Below are 19,883 nucleotides of genomic sequence, written 5' to 3' on the forward strand. Positions count from 1 at the left end.
CTCAAGAGGGATATGTTTCTGAAATGTAGATAAAGAGTCAGGAGTGGCGAATATATCCGTATCAAGTAACCAATGACTAAGCATAAAAATACCCTCATAATCAAAAGATGATAAGGGTATTTTGAAGCAACCAAAAGATCGGTCAACCGATCAAAAATACCTTAACTGATCGGTGTTAGCTCAAGAGAGGCATTTGTACGTGGGCATAACATTCTAAAAATCCTTTTTATTTTAATACCTAGCTTACACTACTTTACTCAAGCGCTTTATGAATAAGCCCAACAAGCGGCTCTGGTAATGTAATATTACCTGCAAGTACAAACTCATGCGCTTCATCTGACATTTTTTGCCATGTACGGCGAATAATACCAATCCATTTTTCTTCATTATAATCTGGCTTTGCATTAGCAAAACCCAGCATGTAATGCTCAATAAACACCAAACTTGCCACATTTTCAACAAGCTGGCTGTCTGGGTTGCGCTTAATATCTTTTTTAGCAACCGCATTATAAACACGGTTTTGGTCTGTATCGTTAAACCCAGCTTGTTTCATTAATTCAACGACTAGTGACGCATGAAAAATATAAAGTGCGCTGCGCCATTGATGATAACCCTGCTTATTCATTTCAAAATCACTACGTGGCGATTTCCAACGTTGAATATGTTGCGCACGCACTGCAACTTGCATGAGTTCATCGGCATCTGGTTTAAAACGAGTTAGCATTTCGCTCATACGCAAGCCGTATAAGCTTTCTTTTGGAAAGCTTTGCCCATTGTGCTGCTCAGTATTAGGGTCTTGGTTATTAGCTTCATCAATCAGCGCTATTACTTTATTAAACATGACGGTCTTTTATTGTAATTAGTTTTAATCATTCTAAACGCTGATAAAACAATAAACTAGTGCTCCACTCACTTCAGCGGTGAAATTTGTTCAATCAAAAAGTAAAACCAATAGATACAGGTTATAAAATTAAGCGCATTAGTAAAGTTAACTTGTTATTATCTTAGAAACAAAAATGACACATGTGCGTAAACTAATAAAAATTAACGCGCTAAAAATGAGAATAATATGTTTAAAAAAACAATTTTAGCTATTTGCTTAGCTGTAGCATCACTGCCGAGCGCAGCCGATAGCAATGCAGATTTAAAAACCATTATTGATAACCATTGGCAAAATGCAAAAGCCGAAAAAATATTATTTCGTACCGACCCAGACGGCTGGAAGCCAAACGGTACATTACCAAATTGGACCGAGCAAGCCATTGCAAAGCGCCAAGCTTATAATAACAGTGTATTAAAAAGCTTAAGTAAAATAGATTCTAAAACGCTGAGCAGCTCGCAACTAATGAACTACCGCTTATTTAAATATGAGCGAGAAACAGAGCAGCAAAGCTACCTTTTTCAAGATAAGTATTTTCAGGTTAACTTTTTAAGTGGCTGGCATACCTACTTTGCCGAAGCACCGGCTAATATGGCATTTTTAACACCTGATGATTACAACGCATTTTTAGTAAGCCTTGCCGACTACCCTCGCTTTAATCTAGAAAACATTAACTTGATGAAGGAAGGAATTGAACTGGGGTATACGCACTACTGCAAAACATTTGAAAATTACAGCCAGAGCATTAACGCTCATATAGTTAAGCAACCTGAAAACAGTGCCTTATACGAGCCTTTTACACGTATACCAAATACGTTTACAGCAGAGCAAAAGGCCACATACCAAAACAAAGCAAAAGCCTTAATTAGCTCAAAAGTAGTCCCGGCTTATCAGCACTTTTACGACTTTTTTGAAAACGATTACATGCCTAACTGTAGAGCAGAGCCAGGTATTTCAAGCGTTAAAGGCGGGCTTGAGTATTATAAATATGCGGTAAATTATTACACCACAACCAATGCAACACCCAAGCAAATACACGAGCTTGGCTTAAAAGAAGTGGCGCGTATAAAAACGCAAATGCAAAACATTATTGATAAAGTAAGCTTTGATGGCACTTATGCTGAGTTTTTAGAATTTTTAGCAACCGATGAGCAATTTTACGCAACAGACGCGCAAGACTTGCTTGAAAAAACAGCTTTTATAACGCAAAAAATGTATGGCAAGTTACCCACCTACTTTGGCCATTTACCACGTAACACCTTTACAATAAAAGGCTCAGCGAGTCGTGGCGCGTTTTATATGCCACCGGCTGATAATCGCTCACCGGGTACTTATTTTTTAGCCTCAACACCTAAGCTACAACCTTTATATAATTTAGAAGCACTTAGCCTACACGAAGCAATACCAGGGCATCATTTACAAAACGCCATTGCAATGGAGTTAGACGTGCCCCAGTTTAGACGCACACTTAGCCACTCAGCATTTGGCGAAGGCTGGGCGCTTTACACCGAGCGCTTAGGCAAAGAAGCCGGCTTTTATCAAAACCCTTATAGCGACTTTGGTCGTTTAGGTTACGAAATGTGGCGCGCAGTGAGGCTTGTTGTTGATACAGGTATTCATGCATTTGGCTGGAGCCGCCAAAAGGCAATAGACTACTTGGCAGATCACACTGCATTGCCACAAAGCGCGGTGGAGGATCAAATAGATCGTTATATATCATGGCCAGGCCAAGCGCTTTCGTACAAAATGGGGGAGCTAAAAATACGCGAACTACGCGCAAAAGCTGAACAAGAACTAGGTGCTAAGTTTGATATTCGCAGCTTTCACGACACCGTAATCGGCCAAGGTTCATTGCCTATGTCAGTACTTGAGGATGTAATAAACGATTGGATAGCAGAGCAAAAATCGGCTATTTAACATTAAAGGAGGCGGTATTATTTACCGCCTCTTTCTAAATGGACTTTTTAATGAAACAAATCATTATTTTCATACCACTCATTTTATTTAGCAGCCAAGCTAATGCGTTTTGTTTAGACGCATCAAACTACATAGAGGGCGTAAAATATGGCGTTTGTGGGGAGCAAACAGATTCAATTTCCCTTACGCCTTATTTTATTATATGGATGCTTTTAAACGTGTTATTTGGGCAAATGCTTAATAAACCAAATATACACGTGGGATTTAAATATTTACTTTTTCTTTGTACGTTCCCACTGAGCCCGTTAGTACTATTAATGAATTTAACTGGAATGATGGTATCTCGCATTTATAAAAAACATTCAAACACCGCAAAAAACAAAGCCCAACCTAACCATGATTGCGCGGAACCTGTTATAGAAAAACCGAGCGTTAAGCAGCTAATAATTGGTGAGTACACTTTTGACAGCATGCAACAGGCCTTAATTAAAGAAGATAACCACTTCACATTAGAGCCTAAATGCATGCAGGTACTAAGCTATTTAGTTGAACAACAACCAAGGATAGTTAGCCTAGAAGAGTTACATAATAATGTATGGGAGAATCAAATAGTAACCGACACTGCAGTTAGGCGAGTTATTAGCAAACTACGTGTAGCCCTTAACGATAACGACACAAAAAACCCCAAATATATAAAGTCTGTAATGAAGCGAGGTTATCAGCTCATAGCAGAAGTTAAATCACAACCCACTGAATAGTAATGATTTATTAAAGTTATAACCGAGGTGATATCGTGGTTATAACTTTATAATAACTAGTTAACGGCTTTATTATCGTTATTTTTTACCTAACGTTTTAATTTATTTAGGCGCTGTAGAGCGACCCATAAAATTAAATAATTAAGGAAAAAATATGAAACATTTACTGCCGCTAGCACTATTATTAATTACAACATTAGTTATCATCAGTCTAATAGGTAATGCGCAATGTATTGAAATAGGTAACGCATCTATTGCCAGTATTTCATTCGGCACGTGTGATTTATCAAGCGCTAAAACAACGCTATCACCACTCGTTACTATTTTTTGGTTAGCAATGAATATGCTTTTTGCAATCATATTGCCTAAACCATCTATTGCTAAAAAGTACAAAATTGCTTTATTTATTTGTAGTTTACCGCTTAGCGTATTTGTGTATTTAATTGCTTATGTATCTATTAACCTCACTAACACGACCAAACCAGTTAAATAAAACCTAAGCAGGTGAGTAAGTAATACTTGCTCACCGCTTCATTACTAAAACTTGCAGCTGACTAATCCCTACCGGCTTTTACTTCGTAAAGTTAATGATTTACAAAAACCAGAGCATAAGTATGAGCAAACGCATTTTATATTGGCTACAAAACGATTTACGAATAGACGACAACCCTATTTTAAGTGAACTTGCTACTGGGCAATGTACACTCGATATTATATTTGTAATAAATCCGCATTGGTTTAAAAATAATAACTACCAACAAAAACCATATGGCGTGCATAAACAACAGTTTTTAATGCAAAGCCTGTTTGAACTACAACAAGCACTTATTGAACGCGGGCAAACACTGCACGTGCTTGAAGGTGATCCAATAGCGCTTTTAAAAGCGCGTATAAATGATCAAAACATTGATGAAGTTGTATTTAGCGAGCAAATTGGTTTATACGAGCAGCGCCAAATAAGTTTACTTAAAGCGCATTGCCCAAATATAAAATTTACAGGCATGCTGCAAGACACCCTATTTAAACAAAGCGACCTGCCGTTTAGCTTAAATGAATTACCCAAAAGCTTTACGCCGTTTCGTAAAAAGGTAGAGGCAGCCAATATACCTATCACCCTCTCTACATCACCTGAAGATTTACTCCCTCAACCTATAACATTATGTGCGGCCAAACCAATTGAGGTTACTGAACATACTGATGACAACAACGCGATAATGCACGGCGGATTTAAAAGTGCGCAAGCTCATTTAGCGCAGTACTTTTCGGGCTTACTGCCAAGTACCTATAAAACAACTCGAAACGAGCTTGATGGCTTTAATAACACCACAAAATTTAGTACTTGGCTTGCCTTTGGTTGTGTAAGTGCACGGCAAGTTTATAAAGCGGTTGAAGAGTACGAACATAAACATATCGTCAACGAATCTACTTATTGGATTAAGTTTGAATTGCTATGGCGAGAGTATTTTAAATGGCATGCACTCAATGCGGGCAACAGCTTATTTAGCTTTAAAGGCCAAAAACAAACCAAACCCCTAACAACGTTTATGCCAAACCGCTTTGCTGCGTGGTGTAATGGCTCAACACCCTTCCCATTGGTCAATGCCATTATGAATGAGCTTAATGCCACTGGTTATATATCAAACCGAGCAAGGCAAGTTGCGGCAAGTTGTTTAGTTAACGAACTTGGCCTTGATTGGCGCTATGGCGCGGCTTATTTTGAACAGCAATTGATTGATTACGACGTAGCCGCAAACTGGGGCAACTGGCAATACATAGCGGGCGTAGGTGTAGATCCGCGTGGCGGTAGGCACTTTAATATTGAGAAGCAAACGTTACAGTTTGATCCGCTCGGTATTTACACTAATAAATGGCAAGGTAATAAAAATACCAGCGCGCAGCTGGATGACTTAAACGAAGTTGATTGGCCAATTTAAGCCAATCAACTTTTACCAAATAACGTTTAAAACAGCTCAGCAATACCTATATTAATGGCAAAGCCGCCTAACGTTAAAAACAAAAATAAACACAGTGCCAGTAACAGCGGTTTAATACCCGCTTGGCGAATTGCCCCAACATGTGTGCGTAAACCCAAAGCCACCATCGCAATGGTGAGTAATATATTATCAAACCAAACAACTGCGTTTGTAGTCACTTGAGGAATAATAGAGAGTGAATGCACACCACTGGCCACTATAAATAACACCGCAAACCAAGGGATAGTAATACCTGATTTATCGCCCTCACTGCTTGCTGCATCACCTGCTTTTGCTCTTTTTTTACTTTGCCAAAATGATAAACCCACTAAAAATGGCGCAAGCATCATCACTCTTAGCATTTTTTCTATTACTGCGGTGTCGGCCGCGTTAGCGCTTACCGCAGTGCCCGCTGCAACCACTTGCGCTACTTCATGAATGGTTGAGCCTACAAAAATACCGTATGCGTGTTCGCTCAATCCCATGTACTCAAACATTATTGGGTAGGCAAACATGCTTAGCGTACCAAACACCACCACCGTTGCTACCGCTACTGATACTTTATGCGCCTGTGCTTTTATAACAGGCTCGGTTGCCATCACCGCTGCAGCGCCACAAATAGAGCTACCCGCGCCAATTAATATAGTTGTTTGCTCATCTAGCTTAAATACACGTTTGCCAAGTTGAATTGCTAATATAAATGTACCAACAAGCATAACAATGTCAGTTAGTAAGCCACTCCAACCAACGCCCGCTACTTGCGTAAAGGTTATTCTAAAACCAAACAACACAACGCCCGCTTTGAGCAAAATACTTTTAGCGTAATCAACGCCCACATCGGTATGAGTCGCTATACCCGAAAAAATACTGTTACCCACAATAATACCAACCACAATACCAATAGTGAGTGAGCTAAATTGCGCAGTTTGCATTATTGGTAATTTACTAAGCGCAACAGAAACGCCCGCAAGTACAATAACCAGTAACATGCCAATCCACCAGCGAGAGTCACCATACTGTTTAGTGTTAACACCTAAAGGCTGTAACCCATTTTTAATAGCGCTAAGCATAATATTCCCTCAATCAAACAACTCTAATTAGTTGACTTCATTTTAATAAAGGCCAAAATATAACTCCAATATATTAAAATCATGATTCGATAACTTAAGGTTATGTAATTTGAGAGGCGCAATGAATTTACATGCACTTAGGGTGTTTTATACGGTAGCAAAGCTTGGTAGTTTTTCAAGCGCAGCCGAGGCGCTTTTTATAAGCCAACCTGCGGTATCTAAAGCGCTAAAAGAGCTTGAGTATCAATTAAATATTCAACTTATTGAACGTGCATCTAAAGGCAAAAAACTCACTTTAAGTGAAGGCGGGCAAGCGCTTTTTGAACATGCGCGTAGTATTTTTGCCATAGAAAAAGCCGCCATTGAAGATATTAAATCGCGCACAGGGCTTAAGCGCGGCACATTGGTTATAGGCACCAGCACCACCATTGCCAGCTATTGGCTGCCTCCTTACTTAGCTAAATTTTGCGCGCAGTACCCACATATAAAAGTAGAAGTACAAGTGGCTAATACTGCGCAAATTGAGCACGCACTACTTGAATGCACCATCGATTTAGCACTGGTTGAGGGCACACCCACCGAGCCACACATTATTAGTAAGCACTGGCAAAACGATTTAATGAGTGTGGTTATACCAAGCAATTTAAAACCCGCTAAAAATGTAAAAGCATGGTTAAACAATCAATTTTGGTTACTACGCGAACCTGGCTCGGGCACTTTAGAGGTGTCGGTTAAGTTATTACAGCAACACGGTATTACGGCAAAAAACTGTATGCAACTCGGAAGTAATGAAGCAATAGCAAGAGCAGTAGCACAAGGAATGGGCGTTGCTTTATTGCCTAATGTAGTCACAGACGATTTAGTACAATTGGGTAAATTAACACGGCTAGAACAGCCAAATGACGTCGAGTTATCAAGACCATTATACCAATTACACTACAAAGACAGACCGTCTTCTCATGCTGCGCAAGCATTCGAAAAAAGCCTGTTTAGTGAATAATTTTTGTATGAGTAGATTTAGATCTGAGCTGTAAGTCGAGTAAGAAAACGGTTGTGTAACATTAATCGCTTTTTGTGGTGTTACCTTAATTTATTATATATAAGCCAACTAGTTAAACCCATTGAAAGTACTAATAAATGAAGAACCAATGTTGCACGATTAAATTCACTAAAAAGACTAAGTAAAAAAACTGGAAGTATACTTAAGATTAAAACTACAGGTAATTTAAATAAATTTAACTTTTGGAGTAATAAGCTAATAGGTAATCCGTAAATGAACATTAAAGGATAGAAATAAAATAAACTTCCCATCCCTATTGATACACCAAAACCAACATCTAAAATTAACGAACTCACAGAAGTATAGTTTTCTATGCCCGCATAAAAATAACAAAAACCAAGGATTGGTAACGCAATTAAAGGACTAAGAATCGCAGCAATCAAATTTTTACGTAGATCCTTAGACATATTAAGAAACACCATAACGAGCTTGTAGATTAATTAGTTTTTTATTTGTTTTAATTGATATGCAAACCATAGCTGAATTCCTATTTTGGCTCAGCCAAAGGGGGAAAATTTTGGCCTTACACATTAAAGTATCAGGAGACTACTCATAGCAGCCCAACAGCTAACTTATAAACCTATTTGCTAAATCGTTAACCCCAAATACGAACAAGCTCTATTTACAAACCCTGTGTTAAATCTTGTGCCAATGTACCCGTTGGCTTTTCAATTACGCGTACTAACTCTTTACCATCGTCTTTTACTATAAACGTAGGGGTGTATTGCAAGTCGTGAGCTTCTGCAATGCCTGCATCGTCTTGCTTGTTGTAACCTACGGCCACATATTCAATGCTTGCAAGTTGTACTTTCGACGTAGAAAGTAACTTAATGAGTTTTGGTACTTCGCGCTCACTGTCGTGGCACCACGTACCAAATAATACAATAAGCTCTTTGCCTTCTAGCTTTTGCATTAGGGCTATATCTTGTGCTGTTGGTGTATACGCTTTGTATTGCTCGTTAAACTTGTTGTAGTCGCTTAGCAGTTCTTGCGTACTTATCTCGCCCGAAAATGGCGCCGTAGCAGCGCAGCTTACAAGCGGCATGCTTAAAGCACACAATAAAATTAATTGTTTAAACATAAGGTACTCTTTAATTAGGTATTTAATTAAGTATTAAATTAGGTATTAATTTAGGTATTAATTTAGGTATTAAACGACTATACCCAATATTAAGTGTGGAGTGAACAGCTCAAGACCGTTACTTTTTATCCATAAAAAAGTTAACTTGCGATAAGTTAGTTAAATACTCGCGTCTTACGTCTTTATTTTCAGCCAGCTTGTCTAAATCACCAATTAAGGTAACTAACTTATTATGAGAATGACTGCTGGTTGTTTTAAAGTCGTCTTGCTTTTCGTCGCTCTCAACACGCTCTTTTTTATTCATGTTGTAGCTGTTTTCGTTTTCTTCAAGCCAAATATCGTCAATTAAGCGAATGTCACTTTTACTAATGGTTTGCTCTTGCATCGCCATTTGCAGCTCGTATTGATTTGTTTGAGGGTTAAACGCATACATTTTTGTATCAACATCAACTTCGTGAGACTGATCAAGCCCCACAAGCTCTTTATTTTTAACTGCGGTACCTACGTTATAACTCTCTTCTTTGTCGTAGTAGTCGGGGCGACTGTATTGATAATCAAAGTGGCTACTTACATTTTTACTTTGTGTTAAACCGCTAAGCTCGCCTAATTGGGTTTGCTCAGTCGCTTGGCTTAGCTCAATGGTACTTTTAGGCTGATAGTCACCGCTATCCAGTGCGTAAGAAAACGTAGCATCAAAATCAGCGAGCTTAGAAATACCCGCCCCCAATGTATTGGGTGCTTTATTACCAAGCCCTTGGTAACGGGGATCGCTTGCGATCATGTTATCAACTAAATCGGCAACCATAGCGCGCCCGTCATTAAATTGCTTATCTGCAAGCGACTCAATATTGCTATAACGTTCAGCCGCTGACGACATACTTGTAAAAGCGCCTTTAAATAATGCAAAACCTTGCTGCATTGTCTCATCCCCTTTACGACCAAATGCTGAGTCTTTACTATCCTCGGTACTGTTTACTCGGCTATCTTCTAAGCTTTGATCGAGGGACGCTAAATACTGCTGCATTTGCTGTGTGTCTTTAGCGCCAATGGTCGACATATCGAGTGCAAAGTCGATTTCGTTTTTCCCATTCTCAGCCTTAAACACAAGTGCTTGTTGATTTGTCGCTTCATCTATTGAGTAACTTAAATCAAGCGTGTTTTCGCCTGTATCAAGCGCATCATTTTGCGTTGTTGAAAACGACACATTAAAACCCGCTAGCTGCTCACTATTAAAGCCTGCTAAAAAGTCTAAACTCATGTCTGTTTGGTTTGGCACTATAATAGGATTAAATGAGTTTTCACTCACTTTAAAAAACTCATCGGCCATTTCGCCAACACCCGCCATAACCTGCGTTAAAGCCGCATGTTCAGCCTCAGATAAATCGCCATTTACTTCGTAACTTATGCCAAAGCCATCTATCGCTTCACCTGTTTTTTCATCGTACCCTTGCGATGAGTTAAAGGTAATGTTTATAACATCGCCTTCTTTAGTTTTTACCGAGAGCTCAAACAGGTAGTTATTGTCATCCTCGTATTTTGCGCGATTAAGGCTTTCCATGTATGGATTAAGTGAGCGCTCAACACGTTGCTGGCTTGAGGCTAAAAACGTTTTTTGCTCATACCCAAGCTGACCTAAACTCGATAAAATATCGCTAGTATTAGCATAAGCACCCTGAATATTTTTAACTGACGTATTTAATCGCTCAATTAATTGGGTGCTGTTTTCATTTTTTAATAACCCCTCATTCTGAGAGCTTATTACGGTGCGCAGGGCGAGTTCTTCATCGGAGAGTTTATAGTTAAGCGTGCTAGGTGTGCTTGAAATAGTAAATAGCGAGGTAAGTTGCTGTTGTAAAATATCCCCTACTTTTTGATTGCTAGTTATTGTTTCGTAAAGTGTTTCATCATTTAGCTGGCTTAATAACTCGTCGGTTATTTTAGGCGCATTAATTTGTAAATCATTAATAGCTTGAAGGTCGCCACTGCTGTGTAGTGAAGGTGTCGCAGATGTTTGGTTCGCGTTATTAACTGATTGGGCAAGCACAGTGCTTAGATTAGCCTGACTGCCAAATATATTATTAACCATGATTATCCTTAATCGCTAAACCTATTAAGTAATGTATCGGGCGCTTAGTTAAAAGCTTTAGCCTAAAGGCGCATTTTTTACCTATTATTTATACAAATAATCGGCCTTACTCTTAAGGGCTATTTTATTTGCTTACTACCTTCACCTGTTTCTTTTATTTTTTGTACTAAAAAATCGACCGCCGCTTTTACCTTTGGTACCAAATAACGTTGTTTTTGATACAACAAATAAACAGCCATATTAGAATTTTGAGTTATTGCTACCTCATGCTCAAACTTAAGCTCTTGTAACTCGCCCAACTCAAGGTATGAAGCCAGTGCCCATCGAGTTGACATTAAAATACCCTCCCCGTTACATGCTTTTTTGGCAAGCCACGACCCGTTATTTGAAATAGCGACCGCAGGCCCAGAAACGTCATGCCATTGCTCATCTACTTTACATAACCACGGCGTTGGCCCTGAAGGCGTTTTAAAATAAAGCCCATTATGGTGCTTTAATTCCATGGCGTTACTTGGCACTCCGTGTTTTTGTAAATAGCAGGGCGACGCCACAGGTATAAAGCCATTATCCATAAGTTTTATTGCTATCACGCGCTCATTGGGTGCATAACCACCACGAATAGCAATATCAACATCGTCACGCCCGAGTGTCGATAGCTCATCGCTTAAGCTTACATCGAGTATTATTTCAGGGTATAACGCGCTCAATTCATCAAGCAGCGGCATGAGCATTTTATCGCCAAAACCTACCATACAACTTATAGATAAACGCCCCTTTGGGGTTGTTTGGTAACTTCGAACCGTTTCGTGGCTTTGCTCTAGCTGGTTCACTATTTTTTGTACATCGCTGTAGTAAATTTGCCCTACTTCGGTCAGCTTAACTATGCGGGTTGAGCGTTTTAAAAGTGTTGCTCCTAGGCTTTTTTCTAAATCGGCCACTCGCCTCGACAACGACGAAGGCGGCACACCAAATGCTTTTGCGGCTTTGGTAAAACTGCCTGTTTCAACCACCTTAATAAAATACCGTATGGCTTTTAGTTGATCCAAGTCGCCTCTCCATTAAATAAAATTCTTTATTGTCTTAAAGACAAAAGTGATTCGCATTTTCCCTTATATATAAGCAAATTAAAACAAGTAATAATAGGCTCAACTTAAACACGGGGACAAAAATTGCATTATTTGGCAATGAGTATCCTCACGTTAATAATGGAAAGCTGACTTATGATTACTTTGCACGGTTTTGCTGCTAGCAATTATTACAACCTAGTTAAACATGTACTTTTACACAAACGACTGCCATTTAAAGAACACCTTGTTTACGGCGGTAGTGAAGAGTTACTAGCAATCAGCCCTGCAGGCAAAGTGCCTGCAATCACAACAGCTAATGGCCTTAATATTTCTGAGTCGAGTGTTATTTGCGACTTTATAGAAGAGTCGTACCCACAAACTCCGCTATACCCTAAAGGTGCAGGTGAGCGCGCAGTTGTTCGTCAAATTATGAAAATAGCAGAGCTTTATTTTGAACTGCCAAGCAGACGGTTCATCCCTTATGTATTTTCGGGTAATGAAGTTCCTGAGGCTCTTAAAACAGAAGTACGCCAAGTATTAACTCGTGGCGTTACTGCATTAAGCAAGCTAGGTAAGTTTTCACCTTGGATTGCAGGCGAGCAATTCACAATGGCAGACATTTACGTTTATTACGTAAACACCATTGTTAGCGCCTTTGGCTCTACTCAGCTTGATTGGGATGTACTAGCACAAGTTCCCGGCATGAAGGAGTGGAGCGAATCAATGAGCCAATTAGCCATTGCCCAAAGCATAGAGGCCGACCGCCAAGCAAATATGGCTGACTTTATGCAAAAAGTGAAAGCTCAAATTCAAGCAGTAAACGCTAAATAGCCCTTAGCTATATAAGAAGCCCTTAGCTATAACAGTAATCAATACTCATTTTTGTGGGAGCAAACATAATGACAGATAAAAATATCCAACTTACTTCAACTATCAGCGAAGACAATAAACTAACACTTGCCTTAAAAAACATCGAGATGCCAAAGCCTAGTGCCGATGAAGTGGTTATTCGTATTGAAGCTGCACCATTAAACCCATCAGACTTAGGCGTTTTATTCAGCGCAGCTGATATGTCTACTGCAAAGCAATCGGGTACTGATGAAAACCCAGTAATTACTGCCGATGTTCCAGCTCAATTTATGCCATCACTTAAAACACGCGTAGGTAAAGCCACACAAGTAGGTAATGAAGGCGCAGGCACCGTTGTAGCAGCAGGTTCATCACCAGCCGCACAAGCATTAATGGGTAAAACCGTTGCTGTAATTGGCGGTGGTACGTATCGTCAATTTATTTGTGCCAATGTACAAAGTTGCCTAGAGCTAAAAGAAGGGACTACCGCTAAAGAAGGTGCATCATCTTTTGTTAACCCACTTACCGCACTAGCAATGGTAGAAACCATGCGCGCTGAAGGTCATAAAGCTATTATTCACGCGGCTGCAGCTTCTAATCTTGGCCAAATGCTAAACCGTATTTGTATTGCTGATGGCGTTGATTTAATTAATATTGTTCGTAAACCAGAACAAGAAAAATTACTGCGCGATATGGGTGCAAAATATATTGTTAACTCAAGCAGCGACACTTTTCTTGCTGATCTAACCGCTGCAATAATTGAAACGGGTGCAACTATAGCGTTCGACCCAATCGGTGGCGGCCAACTAACAAGTGATATTCTTAACTGTATGGAAGTTGCAGCTGCACGCGATATGAAAGAGCACAGCGTTTATGGCTCAGACACTTACAAACAAGTGTATATTTATGGTGCATTAAACCGAGGCCCTATCACAATAAACCGTAACTTTGGTTTTGCATGGGGTGTAAACGGATTCTTGTTATTTAATGCCTTAGGTAAGTTAAGCACAGATACAGTAATAAAAATGCGCAAACGTATTGCAGACGAAATCACCACAACATTTGCGAGCAATTACACGCACGAAGTGTCATTAGCTGAGGTGTTACATTTACAATCAATCGCGGCTTATTCTAAACAAGCAACAGGCGAAAAGTACTTAATTAAACCTCAAGCTTAAGTAAATATTCTTCGTTAAAAATTAAAAACCACAGCGCTTAGCACTGTGGTTTTTAAATATAAAAGCAGATGCTAATTAGGTATCTGCTTTTTATTTGGTCGTTGTAAAAACTAGCTCGGAGTATTTACTTTGGCTAATAAATTACACTCGTGGATTTCAAGCATTCCTCTAGACAGCTTTCAACTAAGATTGTACTTTCCGCTCGCTACAAATAGTCAAGTGTGTGAGCTAATCAACTGTATCCGCTCAATCTTCAAAACTATGAGAGGAAAAATATTAATGAGCCTATGTACTTTGTTTTGGTGAGAGATCTTTGGGCATAGATGGAGTTATGACTTTTTCTCATTTTTTAGACTCAGTTTTCCCTTTTATGTGCCAAATAAATTTTTTAATACTTTCATATAACTGGGTTCAAAAGTAAATTATTAACCTTTTCTATTTCATCCAACCATATTTTTGTTTCTTTACATCGCATTGCCACAGTAGTTTCAATTAAAGGATAAATATCAAGTAACTTATTGTGATTGAAAATAGGCTCATGATGAGCGATTCGATTTCTTATTTTTCTTATTACAAAGCAAGCTTCTTTTAATAGCGTTCTAATTTGCGCCGCAGTTAGGTTATCAGCATTTGGAAATGCAGTCTGAATATGAACGTTCCAAATACGCCCATCATGCCTTCGCGTTAGCATTTCTTCCCACCAAGATAACTTTAACTCTGGTAACACCTTGCCTAACCCTTGGTAATTATTGCTAACAATGCTTAATAGCTCTCTTTTATTTTTATAAGCCAGTGAGTTTTGAAATACCGTATTAATAGGCCAATCAGCACCATATCTTTTTGCAATAGCTTCACTAATAGCATTACGTAATACCACTTCATATATATGTAAAGGAAATAAAAAATCAGATGATAAATTTGCATTCCATTCATATAGCGAGAGAGCTTTTATACCGCAATCAACACCAGTACTCGCAATGACAGCATTTCTGTATGTTGTAAATCGACTAATTGATATGGTCTTTTCAATTGCTTTGTATCGCATTAACTTTCCATCTTATAAGTTTTTCTTTATCTTTGGTTGATCATAATACATTTTCTGGTAATATGTTTATTGAGAGCTTTGGATATCCCTGCTTATGCAGCCCACCAAAGACAAAAGATAAAAAATAAACCCATGCTTAGGCGTGGGTTTTTTCGTTCTGATGCAAGTTGCTTGAGTTTAAATTATTTTTTACTGTGGGATAAAGTGTTTACACTAAAATATAATTTACATTATATTTTTATTTACTCATTTTACATAGCATTACTGGTTAGCGGCTTTATCTAGTCAATACTCACTCGCCTGACCTTGCTGTATATAACTATCTACTCTAAATGTATCACAAACTGTTTTCATATTAGAAGTGCAAAGATCCTCTTTGATCAAACCACTCAATAATTGTACTAATTAGTGCAATTAGTCATAAATCTGTAACCTTGATCCGCGATAATCTCTATCCGATAAATGAATAAACTCAAGAAGACTAAGTAAGATGAGTACACCCTTAGTGCAACTAACATTTGCACAGCAATCATTTGATGATTCTATGTCTGCGGCGATGAGCCACGCTATGGAATATGAAAAGCTATCGCTAAAAGCCAATGCTGCGCATAACATTACGCTGCAGTGTGTGTTGCCTGATGGCGCAAATGAGAGCGATGTTATTTCACTAAGTGCTACGCAGCCCAGTGCGCGTGGGGCGCAGTATTTTACTGAAAAAATGCTAAGCAATGACGACCTTGAATCTGGTACTGTAAACCTTACTTTAAGTAACATTACACAAAGCCAATGTTTTGTAGTGCAAATGATGCTGCACGGAAAAAACACGACCTTAAAAGAAAGCCAACAACTCGATGTGTACATTAAAGCATTTGAGCAAGGCTATATTCCTGAACATATAACAACTGAACATGCTAAGCCTCAGGGCGTTCGTAGCTACTTTGCGAGTATGGGATCTACGTTTTTATCACTGTTTTAGTGCTGGCTGTACTTTGCCGACCTATAAGTTATTAATCTGCAAAACTTACTTTACCCATAGTAACTCCCGCAATACCTTGTGCAGTATTACTTAGGTGTTGCTGCTCTCCTGCTAGGCATTCGTTTGCTAAAATAGCAAATAACACGGCCTCTTTTGCGTCGGGATTTATACCTAAATCGTCGGTATTTTTAAATGCATTAATCCGTGGGCAAAGCGCTGTAAGTTGCGCCATTAGTAACGGGTTATGAATACCGCCACCACTTGCATACACCACACAATTTTGTGCGCGCTCTGCACACTCATTTAATGCGTTTGCTATTACTGTGGCAGTAAAGGTATTTAAGGTGGCCATTACATCTTCATGGCTTAAATGCTGAGTATTTGTACTCTGCTGTGCAGCATTTAAATACGCTAAGTTAAATACCTCAGGCCCTGTGGTTTTAGGCATTGGGAGTTTAAAAAATGCGTTATTACACAATGCATTCAATAATGGTGTATTTATCTTGCCTGCTTTTGCTATTGTTGCGCCATCGTCATAATGCATATCTTTAAAATGTTGCTGTACGTAGGCATCCATAATGGTATTACCGGGGCCAATGTCGGAGCTAAACACACCGTTTGCATCACCATTTTTGGGTAAAAACGTTAAGTTAGCAATGCCGCCCATATTTAGCAAAATCCGACTCTCAGCAGCGCTCGAAAAATACAAATAATCGCCATACACAGCAAGCGGTGCGCCCTCGCCCCCTGCGGCTATGTGTTTTTGCCTAAAATCACCAATGGTTGTAATACCCGTAGTAACGGCTATTTGGTCGCTATCGCCAATTTGTAAGGTGCCATTAGTAAAGCTTTTGTGGTTATGCTGCGACTGCGGGCAATGGTAAATGGTTTGCCCGTGGCTTGCTATTACATCAATACTTGCAGGGTTTATTTGCCAAGTATGTAAGCACTGGTTAACCATATCGCCATGGAGTTTACCTATCCACGGGTGCAGTAAAGTAACAATCTCTAAATCGCATTCTCGCTTAGCAAATACCTGCTTTATTTTAGTTTTATAATCGTCGTTGTAATCAACAGTGGTAAAATTTAAAACCTCAATGTGTGTATTTAAGCCCGCGCCCGTTACTTTACACAGTGCAACATCAAGCCCGTCCAACGAGGTACCGCTCATTAAACCAATAATTAAACGGCTTGGTTTTTGGGCGCTGTTATAAAGCGCTTTAATGTGAGGGTGCATAATGGCATCTAAAATAGGTGTAATATTTTGCTTATATTAGAGGACTTTAAAACAAAGTAATAGCCGTAAACCGTTTAATTTAGGTTCTGATTGTTTAACTCTTAAATGATTGTTAAGTTAGTGTGCATACTAAAAATTTATGAAAAAATATGATCACCCTCAGAGAATTTAAAGCCCAAGACGCGCCTTTTATTATTAGCACCTTAAATGATGAACAGGTAACGCGTTATTTATCGTCAAAAATTCCGTTTCCTTATACGCAAGCCGATGCTGATTGGTGGATAAACCAAGGCTCAAAAAACGGCGTAATTGATGCAACAGTTAAAGCCATTGAGGTAAATGGGCAATTTGCGGGCTGTATTGGTGTAACTCCCGGCGAATTTGAATACAGCCACAGTGGCGAAATTGGTTATTGGCTAAATAAAGCCTATTGGGGGCAAGGCATTATTACTCGCGCTATTGAACTTATATGCAATGAAGCGTTTGCAAGCTCACACATAAACAGAATTTTTGGCGCTGTGTTTGCTGGTAATACCGGCTCTATGAAAGCACTTATTAAAAGTGGCTTTGAGCAAGAGGCTGTGCTTAAACAGGCCATTTATAAAAACGGGGTGTTTTACAATAGCCATATTTTTAGCAAGCTAAAATAAACCATTTAGAATAAATACTCTGTAAAGGTTGAATTATCAACCACCCGCCCAAAACTCCTTTATTAAGGTACGCATTGTACATATTCATACTGCTTAGCCGCGCATTATTGTTTAGCTGATCACGATTTTTAAAGCGTAAACATTCGGTAAGTAGTTTATTTATATTAATAGGAGATCTTATATGTCTACGACTAGTCGCCAACTTACTCTTGAATCACGCCCTAATGGCGCTCCAACAGATGAAAACTTTAAATTAAAAACGGTAGAGCTTCCTGCATTAAAAGACGGCGAAGTTTTACTACGTACCATTTACCTATCGCTAGACCCATACATGCGTGGTCGTATGAGCGATGCTAAGTCGTATGCTGACCCAGTTAATATTGGTGATGTAATGGTTGGCGCTACAGTGTGCCAAGTCGAAGAGTCTAAAAACGATAAGTTTAGGATCGGTGAATGGGTACTTGCCTACACAGGTTGGCAAGATTACGCCATTACCAATGGCGAAGGTTTAATGCAGTTAGGTAAAGAGCCTGCAAACCCTTCATACGCATTAGGTATTATGGGTATGCCTGGCTTTACTGCTTACATGGGTTTACTTGATATTGGCCAGCCTAAAGAAGGCGAAACCGTAGTTGTTGCAGCAGCAACAGGCCCAGTAGGTGCAACGGTTGGTCAAATAGCTAAAATTAAAGGCTGTAAAGTAGTGGGTGTTGCTGGTGGTAGCGAAAAATGTGCACACGCAGTTGAAAAACTAGGGTTTGATGCCTGTATTGATCACAAAGCTGATGACTTTGCAGAGCAGTTAGAAAAAGCCTGTGATAAAGGCATTGATGTTTACTACGAAAATGTGGGCGGTAAAGTATTCGACGCCGTACTACCATTACTAAATACCGCAGCGCGCGTACCATTGTGTGGTTTAGTATCGCAATATAACGCTACTAGCTTGCCAGAAGGCCCAGACCGTTTAGGTATGCTAATGGGTCAATTGCTTACTAAGCGTATTAAAATGCAAGGCTTTATCATTTTTGATGATTACGGCGACCGTTACGACGAGTTTGCACAAGACATGCAAAAATGGCTACAAGACGGAAAAATTCAATACCGTGAGCACATGGTAGAAGGCATCGAAAATACAGTAGGCGCGTTCAACGACATGATATGCGGTAAAAACTTTGGTAAAACTGTGGTTAAAATTAATAACCCACTTTAATTTTAAACGGTTTGTAAGGCCAAGTCCTTACAAGCCACAAAAGGACTGACATGATCAAACTACACCATTTAAATAAATCACGTTCTAAACGCGTAATTTGGCTTTTAGAAGAGCTAAATGTTGACTACGAAATTGTGGCTTATCAGCGTAATAAAGACACATTTTTAGCCCCTGACGAATTAAAGCATATTCATCAACTTGGTAAGTCACCGGTAATTGAAGATGGCGGTTTAATTATTGCTGAATCAGGCGCTATTACCGATTACCTTATTACTAAATACGGCAATGGTAAATTTGCTCCAAAAGTAGATACCGCTGAATATGTTGACTACCAGCAATGGCTGCACTTTGCAGAAAGCTCAGCAATTTTACCGCTTTTACTTAAAATGTTTGTACTAAAAGACGGCGCTAAAACGCAGTTTTTAGAAGGCTATGCTGACGCTGAAACAGCTAAAGTAATTAGCTACTTTAACGACCGCCTTGAAGGTAAACGTTATTTAGTGGGCGATACCCTAACGGGAGCTGATTTTATGATGTCGTTTATTGTTGAAATAGTTAAAAACTCAGGTCAATTAGCGCACTTTAAAAACCTCGTTAAATACGACGAGCAATTACAAAGTCATGAGAAGTTTCATACAGCTAATGAGCTAGAAGCAAAGTACGACTAACTACTTTTATATAATCTTTTGTATAATCTTTTTATACAACATCAAGGGGCATTTAGCCTAATGCCGATCAGTTAAGAAAATGACCGGTTGACCGATCCAAACGATCATGCAAAATCCGTAGTTAGGAAACTAACTACGGATTTTTTTGTGAATATAGAACAAGCACTGCAAGCAACAC

At 39.1% G+C, this 19,883-nt stretch carries 19 protein-coding genes; 11 read left to right on the forward strand and 8 right to left on the reverse strand.

The window, feature by feature from the left end; all coding sequences use genetic code 11:
* Positions 1-253 precede the first annotated feature (253 nt).
* Positions 254-841 (reverse strand): DUF4202 domain-containing protein, encoded by a 588-nt coding sequence (locus tag I6F45_RS20395; RefSeq protein WP_197161898.1) that lies wholly within the window; start codon positions 839-841, stop codon positions 254-256.
* A gap of 228 nt (positions 842-1,069) precedes the next feature.
* Between I6F45_RS20395 and I6F45_RS20400 the strand changes: the two genes are divergently transcribed.
* The 4 genes from I6F45_RS20400 (at position 1,070) to I6F45_RS20415 (ending at position 5,489) form a co-directional block, all read left to right on the forward strand.
* Positions 1,070-2,797 (forward strand): DUF885 domain-containing protein, encoded by a 1,728-nt coding sequence (locus tag I6F45_RS20400; RefSeq protein ID WP_197161901.1) that lies wholly within the window; start codon positions 1,070-1,072, stop codon positions 2,795-2,797.
* A 50-nt stretch (positions 2,798-2,847) separates the two neighbouring features.
* Positions 2,848-3,555, forward strand: coding sequence for a winged helix-turn-helix domain-containing protein (locus tag I6F45_RS20405; protein ID WP_165728759.1), 708 nt, complete (start codon positions 2,848-2,850; stop codon positions 3,553-3,555).
* 154 nt (positions 3,556-3,709) lie between these two features.
* The gene (locus I6F45_RS20410; protein ID WP_197161905.1) at positions 3,710-4,048 is read left to right on the forward strand and encodes a transcriptional regulator; all 339 of its coding nucleotides are present in this window, start codon (positions 3,710-3,712) and stop codon (positions 4,046-4,048) included.
* A 121-nt stretch (positions 4,049-4,169) separates the two neighbouring features.
* Positions 4,170-5,489 carry a DASH family cryptochrome gene (locus I6F45_RS20415; RefSeq protein ID WP_197161908.1) on the forward strand — a complete coding sequence of 440 codons (1,320 nt, stop codon included), beginning with the start codon at positions 4,170-4,172 and terminating at the stop codon, positions 5,487-5,489.
* Positions 5,490-5,515: 26 nt separating this feature from the next.
* Here I6F45_RS20415 and I6F45_RS20420 read toward each other — a convergent pair whose 3' ends face one another.
* Positions 5,516-6,598, reverse strand: coding sequence for a YeiH family protein (locus tag I6F45_RS20420; RefSeq protein ID WP_165740660.1), 1,083 nt, complete (start codon positions 6,596-6,598; stop codon positions 5,516-5,518).
* 121 nt (positions 6,599-6,719) lie between these two features.
* Between I6F45_RS20420 and I6F45_RS20425 the strand changes: the two genes are divergently transcribed.
* Positions 6,720-7,598 carry a LysR family transcriptional regulator gene (locus tag I6F45_RS20425; protein ID WP_165740659.1) on the forward strand — a complete coding sequence of 293 codons (879 nt, stop codon included), beginning with the start codon at positions 6,720-6,722 and terminating at the stop codon, positions 7,596-7,598.
* 80 nt (positions 7,599-7,678) lie between these two features.
* Here the strand turns inward: I6F45_RS20425 and I6F45_RS20430 are convergent, their stop codons facing one another.
* From I6F45_RS20430 to I6F45_RS20445, 4 genes are all read right to left on the reverse strand, one after another.
* Positions 7,679-8,065 (reverse strand): hypothetical protein, encoded by a 387-nt coding sequence (locus I6F45_RS20430; protein WP_197161911.1) that lies wholly within the window; start codon positions 8,063-8,065, stop codon positions 7,679-7,681.
* 215 nt (positions 8,066-8,280) lie between these two features.
* Complete coding sequence (locus I6F45_RS20435; RefSeq protein ID WP_197141639.1) at positions 8,281-8,739, reverse strand: TlpA family protein disulfide reductase; 459 nt, start codon at positions 8,737-8,739, stop codon at positions 8,281-8,283.
* 118 nt (positions 8,740-8,857) lie between these two features.
* The gene (locus tag I6F45_RS20440) at positions 8,858-10,825 is read right to left on the reverse strand and encodes a hypothetical protein (RefSeq protein WP_197141641.1); all 1,968 of its coding nucleotides are present in this window, start codon (positions 10,823-10,825) and stop codon (positions 8,858-8,860) included.
* A 119-nt stretch (positions 10,826-10,944) separates the two neighbouring features.
* Positions 10,945-11,871 (reverse strand): LysR family transcriptional regulator, encoded by a 927-nt coding sequence (locus tag I6F45_RS20445; protein ID WP_197161913.1) that lies wholly within the window; start codon positions 11,869-11,871, stop codon positions 10,945-10,947.
* Between the two features lie 174 nt (positions 11,872-12,045).
* Here I6F45_RS20445 and I6F45_RS20450 point away from each other — a divergent pair, with 174 nt between their 5' ends.
* Together I6F45_RS20450 and I6F45_RS20455 are read left to right on the forward strand one after the other, a co-directional pair.
* Positions 12,046-12,723, forward strand: a complete 678-nt coding sequence (locus I6F45_RS20450; protein WP_197141645.1) for a glutathione S-transferase family protein — start codon at positions 12,046-12,048, stop codon at positions 12,721-12,723.
* A gap of 68 nt (positions 12,724-12,791) precedes the next feature.
* A complete protein-coding gene (locus I6F45_RS20455) occupies positions 12,792-13,919 on the forward strand; it encodes a zinc-binding dehydrogenase (protein WP_197161915.1) in 1,128 nt (375 codons plus the stop codon).
* Between the two features lie 397 nt (positions 13,920-14,316).
* On the opposite strand, the gene I6F45_RS20460 is transcribed toward I6F45_RS20455, so the two are convergent.
* Positions 14,317-14,964: an Abi family protein gene (locus I6F45_RS20460; RefSeq protein ID WP_166377570.1), complete on the reverse strand. Its 648-nt coding sequence runs from the start codon at positions 14,962-14,964 to the stop codon at positions 14,317-14,319.
* A gap of 490 nt (positions 14,965-15,454) precedes the next feature.
* Between I6F45_RS20460 and I6F45_RS20465 the strand changes: the two genes are divergently transcribed.
* Entirely contained in the window at positions 15,455-15,940 is a 486-nt protein-coding gene (locus I6F45_RS20465; protein WP_165728771.1) for a hypothetical protein, read from the forward strand.
* Positions 15,941-15,971: 31 nt separating this feature from the next.
* On the opposite strand, the gene I6F45_RS20470 is transcribed toward I6F45_RS20465, so the two are convergent.
* A complete protein-coding gene (locus I6F45_RS20470) occupies positions 15,972-17,177 on the reverse strand; it encodes an anhydro-N-acetylmuramic acid kinase (RefSeq protein WP_197161917.1) in 1,206 nt (401 codons plus the stop codon).
* Between the two features lie 149 nt (positions 17,178-17,326).
* Here I6F45_RS20470 and I6F45_RS20475 point away from each other — a divergent pair, with 149 nt between their 5' ends.
* The 3 genes from I6F45_RS20475 (at position 17,327) to I6F45_RS20485 (ending at position 19,705) form a co-directional block, all read left to right on the forward strand.
* Positions 17,327-17,827 (forward strand): GNAT family N-acetyltransferase, encoded by a 501-nt coding sequence (locus I6F45_RS20475; protein WP_165728773.1) that lies wholly within the window; start codon positions 17,327-17,329, stop codon positions 17,825-17,827.
* Positions 17,828-18,008: 181 nt separating this feature from the next.
* Positions 18,009-19,037 (forward strand): NADP-dependent oxidoreductase, encoded by a 1,029-nt coding sequence (locus I6F45_RS20480; protein ID WP_197161919.1) that lies wholly within the window; start codon positions 18,009-18,011, stop codon positions 19,035-19,037.
* Positions 19,038-19,087: 50 nt separating this feature from the next.
* Entirely contained in the window at positions 19,088-19,705 is a 618-nt protein-coding gene (locus tag I6F45_RS20485; protein WP_010554991.1) for a glutathione S-transferase family protein, read from the forward strand.
* The last annotated feature ends 178 nt before the right edge of the window (positions 19,706-19,883 follow it).

The organism is Pseudoalteromonas sp. SWYJZ19, assembly GCF_015864375.1.
Classification (GTDB): Bacteria; Pseudomonadota; Gammaproteobacteria; order Enterobacterales; family Alteromonadaceae; genus Pseudoalteromonas; species Pseudoalteromonas arctica.